Annotated in this window: 8 protein-coding genes; all 8 read right to left on the reverse strand. The window is 62.8% G+C overall.

From position 1 onward, the window contains the following. Positions 1-242: T6SS immunity protein Tli3 family protein (locus tag ACCW71_RS20370; protein ID WP_436374452.1), on the reverse strand; the 242-nt coding region annotated here is incomplete at its 3' end. A gap of 4 nt (positions 243-246) precedes the next feature. Next, a complete protein-coding gene (locus ACCW71_RS20375; protein ID WP_436374453.1) occupies positions 247-2,742 on the reverse strand; it encodes a type VI secretion system Vgr family protein in 2,496 nt (831 codons plus the stop codon). After that, positions 2,739-5,393 (reverse strand): type VI secretion system ATPase TssH, encoded by a 2,655-nt coding sequence (gene tssH / locus ACCW71_RS20380; RefSeq protein WP_436374454.1) that lies wholly within the window; start codon positions 5,391-5,393, stop codon positions 2,739-2,741. Before tssH ends, ACCW71_RS20375 begins: the two co-directional genes overlap by 4 nt. 181 nt (positions 5,394-5,574) lie before the next feature. Beyond that, positions 5,575-6,066: a type VI secretion system effector Hcp gene (hcp, locus tag ACCW71_RS20385; RefSeq protein ID WP_436374455.1), complete on the reverse strand. Its 492-nt coding sequence runs from the start codon at positions 6,064-6,066 to the stop codon at positions 5,575-5,577. A 4-nt stretch (positions 6,067-6,070) separates the two neighbouring features. Next, positions 6,071-7,783 carry an OmpA family protein gene (locus tag ACCW71_RS20390; protein ID WP_436374456.1) on the reverse strand — a complete coding sequence of 571 codons (1,713 nt, stop codon included), beginning with the start codon at positions 7,781-7,783 and terminating at the stop codon, positions 6,071-6,073. Next, positions 7,780-8,469: a type VI secretion system protein TssL, short form gene (gene tssL / locus ACCW71_RS20395; RefSeq protein WP_436374458.1), complete on the reverse strand. Its 690-nt coding sequence runs from the start codon at positions 8,467-8,469 to the stop codon at positions 7,780-7,782. The genes ACCW71_RS20390 and tssL overlap by 4 nt, the downstream gene beginning before the upstream one ends. Then, entirely contained in the window at positions 8,466-9,806 is a 1,341-nt protein-coding gene (gene tssK / locus ACCW71_RS20400) for a type VI secretion system baseplate subunit TssK (RefSeq protein ID WP_436374460.1), read from the reverse strand. Before tssK ends, tssL begins: the two co-directional genes overlap by 4 nt. 17 nt (positions 9,807-9,823) lie before the next feature. Beyond that, the coding region (locus tag ACCW71_RS20405; protein WP_436370156.1) for a hypothetical protein at positions 9,824-9,900 on the reverse strand (77 nt) is incomplete at its 5' end.

Here is a 9,900-nt window from a genome sequence, read left to right on the forward strand (position 1 = left end):
CCGCCATGAGCGCAGTCCTTATAGTTTTCCAGCGTGAAAAACCGGTGATCATCTATCCGGTAAATCACCTGCGGCGGCACGTCGAACAGATAGTATTTAAAATCATGGCCCACACCTCTGGCCGCCATCCCGCCCGACGCCGCACCAAACGCCATTCCGGACGTCGTAATACAGCCCGATAAAGCACCGCAGGTCAGCAGCAAGCCCAGAATCCCGCCAGCGCGTAATATCATTTTATCCATATGCTTAGCGTCCTTTCACAAGTTCAAACACCACATCATCCATTACTACCCCCTGTAATAGCGGCGTTTTTCCCTGAACATCCGTTACCCCTTCCTGCACCGTGCCATCCGGCAGGGTAATTTTGTAACGCTGGTTAGCAATAGGCTCTCCACTGATAGGGTGTAATAACACAAAACGTTCATCAAACGTCTCCGGCTCAAACGACTTCATCACCCCCTGCATGCTGCCTGAACCCGCTTTCCTGATACCGGTATTCTTAATGAGCAGTTTCCCCGGCCCGCCAATCTCAACATTCCCGCTTCTGATTTTGATATAACCTCCACCGCATATCAGCGTCAGCTCATCCTGCGCCGTCACCACCAGCCTCCTGCCGCTCGATATGTGCGTGTCCTGCGTCGACCACGTCGTGACGCTCCCGCCCTGCGCCTGAATATCAATATCGTTATGCGCGCTGTACAGCTTCGCCCCTTCCCGGCTGTACAGGCTCAGCCGACTACCCGCCGCCAGGGTGAAGTCTTTCTGCGCTCCCACATCAAGCTGTTTGCCTGCCGTCAGCGTCAGATTCTCACTCGCCGACAGCTGCATATCCTCCCCGCTCACCAGCGCCATTCCTTTCGGTGCGCTCCCCAGAATCACTTCCTGCTGTAGTTGCTCTATTTTCTGCTTAAGCAGTTTTTGCTGACGACCGACATCGGCAGCCAGCGCCTGAGCCTGCTGTGCGCTGGCAGCAAGAGACTCCATTTCCACTAATGCTGCCGAAAGCCGTGCGACCGCAGGCTGCATCTCCAGCACCTGGCCCTGCGCTTTTGCCTGACCGTCCGCGCTGATGAAGATGCCCTTCTGCGCCCGTACCGCCCCCCAGCCGTCGGTCCTCAGCTCAAAGCCCTCGCCGCGCTTCTGCCTTTCCGCATCCACCAGGTGACCGAGGTTCAGCTGGCTCTTGCCGCCGTACTCCGTGCTGACCTTGATGTGCTCTTTCCCCCGCTCGTCGTCCAGCCGGATTTTGTTGTTCGCCGGCGTGCGCAGCACGTTGCGTCTGTAGTTGCGGATGGTGACGGGGTCCGGGTGCGCCGAGTCGTGCAGCACCCCCGCGATGTAGGGCCGGTCCGGGTTGCCGTCCTCAAAGCCAATCGCCACCTCGGTGCCCGCCAGCAGCGGCAGGTGCAGGCCGTAAGTATCTCCGGCGTACGGGCGGGACTGGCGCACCCACAGGCTCTCGAAGCCGGTCTCCCAGCTGTCGCGGTCGAACAGCATGTTCACCCGGTAGCGGCCGTCCTTATCGATGTGGCCGTAGGCGTCGTTTTCGGTGGTGCTGGTGACGCGGGCCGGGAGTGTGCCGGCCATCACCGGGCGCGGACCCGGCTCAGGACGGAAGCAGAAATCCGGACTGTCCGGGATGCCCTCAAACGCCACGCCAAAGTCCGCGTCGCGCCGCGCGTGGCTGCGCATCGCCGTGATGACCACCCCCTGCGCAAACACCTCCGCCACCTCGTACCCGCCGGTGACCTTCAGCACCTGACCCGGAGAGAGCGCCGGGCAGCCGGTGATGCCCTGCGCCCGCGTCTGGCCGTTCAGGTAGCGCTCATGGCGGATGCGGGCGTAAAACGCCCCGCTCTCCGGGGCCGGACTGCGCTCATACGCGCTGCCCGCCGTCAGGTAGTTGTCGGCGTAGTGATAGGCCTCGCCGCAGGTGGTCTCATCCCCGCGGGTCACATCGGCCTGGGTGTTCATCTCGTCCGTGGCCTGCCGGTAGTTGTAGTCGCGGGTGCTGACCTGCTTCTGCACCACCGCGTGGCGGCACGTCATCCCCCACACCGCGTCCGTGCCCGCTGAGTGCTGGCCCGACGGCGGCACGGCGGGCAGCGTCACGCCCTTCCCGTACCCCTGCCGGTCGTCGCAGAACTCCACCACGTCGATGTTCAGCCGCGTGTCGGTGGTGAAGCGGAACCAGATACCCACCTCACCCAGCAGCCGGGTGATAAAGTGCAGGTCGTCCTCGCCGTACTGCATCACCTGCTCACGGCGCGGGTACTCTCCCGTCAGCGAGAACAGAAAGTCCTGGCCGCGCATGTTATGGCGCTCGCGCAGGATTTTTTCCACAATCTGCGGCACCGACAGGTCCTGGTAAATCGCGTTCTGCCGCGTGCGGTCAAGCAGCGCCAGCCGCGGCTGAAGCGTCAGGGCGTAGCGGGTCTCATCCCTGGAGGTGCTGAGGCGCTCAAACCCCGTCACCACCCCCTGAATCACCCGCACCGGCTGCTGTATCTTAATGCCGTAACCCTGATCCGCCGGGGCCTGAAGCGTCAGGGAGGCGGCCTTCATCAGCATCATCTCTTTGCGGATGGCGTGGTCACTGCTGGTGAACTCCGTGCGGTAGCTGAAGGGAAGGCTCAGGGCCTCGTCGCCCTCAAACGCCAGCACGTCGAGCCCTGCCTCACAGCCCTTCACCGCCAGCAGGTGGTGGCTGTGGCTGAAGCTGACTGGAAAATCGCTGCTCATACGCTCACTCCCGCTCTGTGATCAAACTCCAGCACCACGCCCTCTTCCTCACTCCACTCCAGGAGCAGTGACTGCGGTTTCTGCTTCGCCGCCATCTGCATCAGCAACTGCTGGCTCAGCACCGGCAGGATCTGCTGATTCAGCAGGCTGTCGACGTTGCGCGCGCCGGTGTCCGGCAGCAGACAGGCGGCGGTCAGGGCGTCATACAGGCTCTCACCGATATGGGTGGTCAGGCCGTAGTGACGATGCAGGCGCTTACTGACCTGTCCGAGCTTCATCTCAACGATGATGCGCATTGCCGCCTCATCCAGCGGCCGGTAGATCACCGTCTGGAAGCGGGCCAGCAGCGCTGGCTGGAAGTGGTCGCGCAGGATCGGCCGCAGCAGTTCATGCAGCTCGCCTTCGCTGGCGTCCGGCTGTTCGTCCAGCAGCTGCATCAAAGGATCGCTGCCGAGGTTGGAGGTCATCAGAATAACGGTGTTGCGGAAGTCGATCTCACGGCCTTCGCCGTCACGCATAAAGCCGCGGTCAAACACCTGGTAGAAGAGGTTCATCACGTCGCGGTGCGCTTTCTCCACTTCATCCAGCAGCACCACGCTGTAGGGGCGCTTGCGCACCGCTTCGGTAAGAATGCCGCCCTGGCCGTAGCCGACGTAGCCCGGCGGGGAGCCTTTCAGCTGGGAGACGGTATGCGGCTCCTGATACTCCGACAGGTTGATGGTGATAAGGGATTTTTCGCCGCCATACAGCACATCGGCGAGAGCCAGCGCGGTTTCGGTTTTCCCCACCCCGCTTGGCCCCACCAGCAGAAACACGCCCTGCGGACCATTTTCCGGGGTGAGCCCGGTTTTCGCCGCACGCAGCCGCTGCGCAATCGCGTTCAGCGAAACCGCCTGCCCGACCACCCGTTTGCCGATCTCATCTTCCAGCGTCAGCAGGCCGGTCTGCTCATCCTTCATCAGTGAGGAGAGCGGCACGCCGGTCCAGTCGGCGATCACGCCAGCCACGGTGCGGGTGTCGACATCAATCTGGATCAGGGCATCGCCGCCCTGCACCTTATCCAGCTGCTGTTGCAGAGTATGGATCTCCTGCTGGCGGCTGATGTCCTGCCGGCTGGCCATCAGCGCCGCGGCAATCGCCTGCTCCTCTTCAAAACGGCGCTGCCGGGCAGCGATGTCACTCTCCAGCTCGCCGCGCAGCTGTTCGATAGTGGCCAGCCGGTCGCCATGCCGGTTACCGCCCACCGCCACATCTTCCAGCAGCGCCTGCTGCTCCAGCGCCAGCGCCGTTTCTCCGGCTTTCAGGCGGGTGATGGATTCCGGCACAGTATCAAGACTCATCCGCACCCGCGCGGCGGCGGTATCCAGCAGATCAACCGCCTTGTCCGGTAGCTGACGACCGGTGAGATACCGACGCGACAGTGCCACCGCCGCTTTGACCGCATCGTCGGTAATGTGCACGCCGTGGTGCTCTGCGTAGCGGGACTTCAGGCCGCGCAGCATCAGACAGGCGGTGTCGTCGTCCGGCTCGTCGACTTTCACCATCTGGAAGCGGCGCTCCAGCGCGGCGTCGCGCTCGAAGTACTGTTTGTATTCGGACCAGGTGGTGGCGGCAATGGTACGCAGTTCGCCGCGCGCCAGCGCGGGCTTCAGCAGGTTGGCGGCATCGGCACCGCCTGCCTGGTTACCCGCACCGATAATGGTGTGGGCTTCGTCGATAAACAGCAGCACCGGCTCTGGCGACTGCTGCACCGCGTCAATCACGTTTTTCAGGCGCTGTTCAAACTCCCCCTTCACGCCCGCCCCCGCCTGTAACAGGCCGAGGTCGAGCGTGCGCAGCGAGACGGGTTTAAGGCTCTCCGGCACGTTGCCTTCGGCGATGCGCAGCGCCAGCCCCTCCACCAGCGCCGTCTTGCCGACGCCCGGTTCTCCCACCAGGATCGGGTTGTTCTTGCGGCGGCGCGAGAGAATATCGACCATCTGGCGGATTTCAGTGTCGCGGCCAAACACCGGATCGATTTTGCCCTCTTTCGCTTTGGCGGTGACGTCGAGGGTAAATTTGTCCAGTGCGTTTTGCAGCGCCGGATTGCGTTCCCCCTTGTTGATCTCAGCACCAGCCGGACGCCCGATAAACTCCACCTCGCCGCCGTGGCTCTGCGCCAGCGCGGCTTCCTGCTGCACCTCCGGGCGTTCGTCTGACTGCGCATCCAGCAGAGGACGCAGACGCTCCAGCTGGCTCTGCCCCAGCGTCAGCAGCGGCCACAGACCATCGCAGCGCGCCAGCTTCGGCTTCCCGGTCAGCGCCATCAGCAGATGGACGCTGCGGATCTGCTCCTCACCGCGCAGTGAAGCAATCAGCCAGGCTTCCTGCATCAGCGTCTGAATGCTTTCCGACAGCTGCGGGCGCTGGCGTACCGAGCGCGGCTGCTGATCCAGCCAACCCAGCAGGTCCTGCCACAGGGCATCCATCTCCCATTCATAACGGCGCGCCAGCACCGTGAGATCGCCTTCGCCCTGCTCCAGCAGCTTCAGCAGCCAGTGCTCCGGCAGAATCTCAGCATGGGCGCGGGTCTGGCACAGGGACGCGGCGCCTTCCATCGCGCGGGCACAGTACGGGTTCAGACGGCGTAACAGGATAGCTGGATTTTCCATTTCTCAATGTTCTCTCTGTTCGGTTGATTCAGGGCACGCTACCGCCCCCGCAGTTTCCTGAGACTCAGGAGACCCGGTTGCGCGAGGTCAGGCTGGCAGATTGTGGGTTTCTTTGCTGAGCGCCCGTCAGGACCGGCGCTCAGCAAAAAACTGCGGACAGGAAATCCTGTCCGCATCAGGCTTACGCGGTGGCGCGTTCGTTCCAGGAATCGGAATGAATGATGTTGCCGTCTTTGTAGGTCCAGGTGATTTTTTCGTAGCGCAGTTCGATCTGCTCCAGGTGGTTATGCTTCTCGAAAGCGGGATCCTTGACGTCGTGCATCACCGGATTCACTTTCACCACCTTCACGTTCTCCAGTTTGGTGTTGAAGTACTCCACCTCCTGGCCCGCGTCGTTGATTCTGTACCACTTGAATTCCGCAGACTTCAGGGTCTGGCCGGTGGTGACCGCCTTGTAGAGATACGGGCTGGAGGAGTCGATCTCCTTGGTAAACAGGAACGGCGTGTGAATGCGCGTGCCGGTCAGCTTGCCGGTGTTGTTATCAGTCGGGATGTAGAGGTTGTGCTCCTGCGCCACCACTTCGATGCTGCCTTCGCGATCCTGAACGTCGACAGACCCTTTGATGTCCGCGCCGCCGTCATCCTTCAGCCAGAGATAAACCGGAATTGCCATATCATTACTCTCCATTGTGTTGTGGAGCGCCATCATCCTGCGATGACGCTGAGGGGGTGTCAGGTATCTGACAGGCGTCTGCCTGCGGTACCAGACTGATTTCGACACGGCGGTTGAGCGCACGGCCCTCCGCCGTGTCGTTAGTTGCGATCGGGCGGCCTGCGCCATAGCCCTGCACCGCAAAACAGCTTTCCGGCACGTCGCCGGTGTCGCGCATCCAGTTGCGCACCGCTTCGGCACGCTTCAGGGAGAGCGTCTGGTTCAGTTGTGGATTGCCAGTGTTGTCGGAGTGGCCTGCGACCACGATTAGCCAGCCGGGCCTGGCTTTGATGCCAACCAGCGAATTGATGAGCATTTTTGTCGAACCCGCCTTCAGCTCAGCGCTGCCCGAGGCGAACAGCGACATGCTGTCGAGGCGCACAATTTTCGGCACCGGTTCAGATTCCGGCTGAGGTTTGGGCGGCGGTGGCGCTGGCACCCAGGAACGAATCGCATCCAGCACCGGCATGCGCAGCCGCTCACCCTGATACAGACCCAGGCTCATCCGCAGCGGAACACCATTACGCGCCCACTCATCCAGCTGAGCCGCATCCTCATGCAGTTGTACGACCGCCGCGGCTTTCGGCCCGTAATCATCCATGGCGATCCGGTCATAGCGGGCGATGTCAAAGCTCACGCGGTGCAGCAGCTGGCGGTTATGCCAGCCGCTGCTGAGCAGCGCGGCGATGGCGGCAAAGGTGAAGAGGGTCAGCCCGTAGCGCCAGGCGCGGGCCCGCGGCGTCAGCCCCTGACCTTCCGGCAGCAGCGGCAGCACAAAGTCGGGAAACAGCGACAGCACCGTGCTGTCGGTCCCCACCGGCTGCCAGCCCGCCACCCGCTGCATAGCGGTATGGCGTGAGAGCCAGGCGGTCCAGATGGATGACGCCAGGCTTCCGGCCAGAATCGGTCCGATGCCCCACAGCACGGCGGCAGGCGCAATCACCGGAATATCCGGGTTTTCATCGATAAATACCGCTTTGACATGGTGGTGGAACCAGCTGATCAGGCTGTTCATCACCACCTGCTGCTGCATCGCCATTGCTCCGCCGGTGGTGACCCACGCCGCAATAGCGCTGGGCGCGGAAGACTCACGCCAGACACTCACGCCTTCACCCGGAATGGCCGCCTGCCAGAGCTGGTCGTTCATCATCGCGCTGCCAGCCTGACCGTTAAGCACCAGCGGCACACTCTGTCCGGTCTCCTTACGCAGCTGGCTGATCTGCCAGCGCAGCGCCAGCAGGCGGCTGGTGAGGGCTTCGCCATCGGCATGTTTCTGTGGGCAGACGCTGACCATCACCGACAGCTGGCGTCCCCAGTCGGGACGCAGCCACAGCACCTGCCGTGCCACCTGCGCCAGATCCTGATGATCCTCGACCCGGATCCAGCAGCCCTGGGTGACGGTCAGCACCGCTGACGACTCCGGCCAGGCCTGCGGCAGATCGCCGCACACCAGCACCACCGGCTGGCGATAGGTCGCATCCGGCAGATTGTCCAGATGCAGGTCAGTCACAGGCTCAGAACGACGGCTCGCCCAATACCAGATCGCGGCAATCAGCCCCAGCGCGACCAGCAGAATCCACACCGCCACCAGACGGGTGACGGGCAGAAAGCCCAGAGAGACTGCGCCACTCAGCAGTGCGGCCCACGCTGCCAGCCAGCGCTGTTGTGCAGCACTCATTTCACCGCTCCCGGCAGCAGGGTGATCAGCATCTGATCCAGCCAGTGATTAAGTCCCCACCAGAGGGCCGCCAGCACCAGCACGCTCAGGCCGATGCGCACCGGCCAGCTGGCCAGCCATCGTCCCAGGCCCTGACCGGTCCGGCTCTCCGCCAGCACAGGATGAGCCTGCGGATAAGTGAAAGGCTCAACCTGTTCAGTCAGCGCACTGACCAGCTTCTGGCGATCCGGGTCATTCAGGGAGCGAAAACTGCCGAGGAATCCCAGCATCATCACCCGATGAAAGCAGGTCACCACCGCGTGGTCGGGCGCAGGCTCGCGCAGCACCTGCCGCATCCGGTCGCACAGGGTGTCACCGGCATCCATGGTGCCGAGAAAATGGCCCTGGAGCGGAATGTCATACCACTGTACGCAGGCGTCATCCTCGACGCCGCGCCCTTTGACCGCCTCATCCAGCAGCGCACACTGCGCGGTCAGGATCTGCTGGCAACCCGCCTCGTCAAGCGCGGCCGCTTTGAGTTCACGCTGCACGCGCTCCACATCGGCGATACAGCGCTCCCACAGCAGCCGCCCCTCTCCATCCTGGAATGTCGGGCCGTGGCGCAGACTGATCACCTGTAGCCAGGTCACCTGCAACAGGGCATCAATATCAATCGACGCGGCGGTGCCGCGTTTACGCTCACTCATGTTCTCAGTACCGCAAAGAGTTCAAGTTCAGGCTCGCCGAGCATCCCTGGGACGTAAAACATACAGGTGCCGCTCTGAAGCATTTCAGTTGCCAGCGGATGGGAGAGATCCAGGCTGAAATACTGGTTTTCCAGCCGCAGCGGAATGGCGGCTGGCACATGACGCAGCGGGGTCAGCGGCACACCGACGCGGGAAGAGTTGACGATCCCCCGCACATGATCCGGGCTGCCCACTTTGCACTGACGGGGGAACTGCTCCTGCAACTGCGCCGCTGGCATCGGTGATCGCACCGAGAGATAGTAATCAGCCCCTTCGCGCAGACGCGGGTCATGCAGACGGGCCTGCCAGAAGTGAAGACGCGCGTCATGCTCCAGCTCAAGCGAGACCACCCGCGACGGCAGACTCGCCTCCAGCAGATCGCCCAGCAGGTTAAACAGCGGCGGGAAGACGCTGTTCAGTTGCTCATGCTGCCAGACCGGAATGGCGTTCACCTGGTGCTCCAGCGAAAAGGTCAGCAGGCTGCCAGCCAGCCGGGCCAGTTCTGGATAGAGGCGCTCTGGCGGACTTTGCGGGTTGCGCTGAAACTGACCCAGCACCGGCTCTGCGCTGTTCAGGGCATTCAGCAGCCAGAACAGCGAAACGTCGGCCACCGCAAAATCGGCCATCCGCTCGTTACTTTCCCGGCGCATCGCCATCAGACGCCCCAGCCGGGCGCGCAGCTGCGTCATCAGCTGCTCCAGCTGAGCCACCAGCCAGCGGCTGCCCTGAAGGGTCAGCAGCGGCGGCAGAAACGCCTCGTCCAGCGCCCAGCCTCCCTGCGAATCCCGTTGCAGGCGGGCCACCGGGCAGGTCAGATAATCGCTGTTGTTCTGATGAGCAAAGCGCAGCGTCAGCTCCGGCTGCATCACCGCAATCTGACGGGTGTCGTCACCAAAGGTATTGCGAACATCGCGCCAGCGCTGACGAAAACGCACTGGCCGCTCCGCCACCTCATCGGGTTTCAGGCAGTTGCCGCCGTTCGCCCGCAGCAGCGGCAGAGCCAGCAGCACCACCACCGACTGCGATTCGCTCTCCAGTGAGAGGACCGGCGGCAGTGCGTCCGCGTTATCCGTATCAATCAGGGTGCCGTCCGGGAAGCGGACGTGCAGATGGCGGGCCTGGAGTCGTCCCAGCTTCAGCGTATCCGGTTCAAACGAGGCCTCAATCATCCCCCAGGGATGAGAGAGGCCCATCCGGGCGATGCATTCCGCAGACCAGGCCGCGTAAGCGGCCTGTTGCTGGAAGTGCTGGGGAGAGACCATGATGCCTCTGCCCCATAACGGTTGTTCCGTTTTCATCGGCTTCCTGCCCCGGGTTATGATTTCGCCTTCGGCATCTGGGAAACCAGCGACAGGTTGACGTCCATCCCTTCCACCTGGAAGTGCGGCACCG

The sequence above is a fragment of the Pantoea sp. C2G6 genome, from assembly GCF_051336815.1.
Classification (GTDB): Bacteria; Pseudomonadota; Gammaproteobacteria; order Enterobacterales; family Enterobacteriaceae; genus Pantoea.

What these genes read in the sequence shown, in the direction of transcription:
- tssK (WP_436374460.1), bottom strand. Translation starts at nt 9,806, where the DNA reads ATGAAAACGGAACAACCGTTATGGGGCAGAGGCATCATGGTCTCTCCC.
- tssL (WP_436374458.1), bottom strand. Translation starts at nt 8,469, where the DNA reads ATGAGTGAGCGTAAACGCGGCACCGCCGCGTCGATTGATATTGATGCC.
- tssH (WP_436374454.1), bottom strand. Translation starts at nt 5,393, where the DNA reads ATGGAAAATCCAGCTATCCTGTTACGCCGTCTGAACCCGTACTGTGCC.
- ACCW71_RS20390 (WP_436374456.1), bottom strand. Translation starts at nt 7,783, where the DNA reads ATGAGTGCTGCACAACAGCGCTGGCTGGCAGCGTGGGCCGCACTGCTG.
- hcp (WP_436374455.1), bottom strand. Translation starts at nt 6,066, where the DNA reads ATGGCAATTCCGGTTTATCTCTGGCTGAAGGATGACGGCGGCGCGGAC.
- ACCW71_RS20375 (WP_436374453.1), bottom strand. Translation starts at nt 2,742, where the DNA reads ATGAGCAGCGATTTTCCAGTCAGCTTCAGCCACAGCCACCACCTGCTG.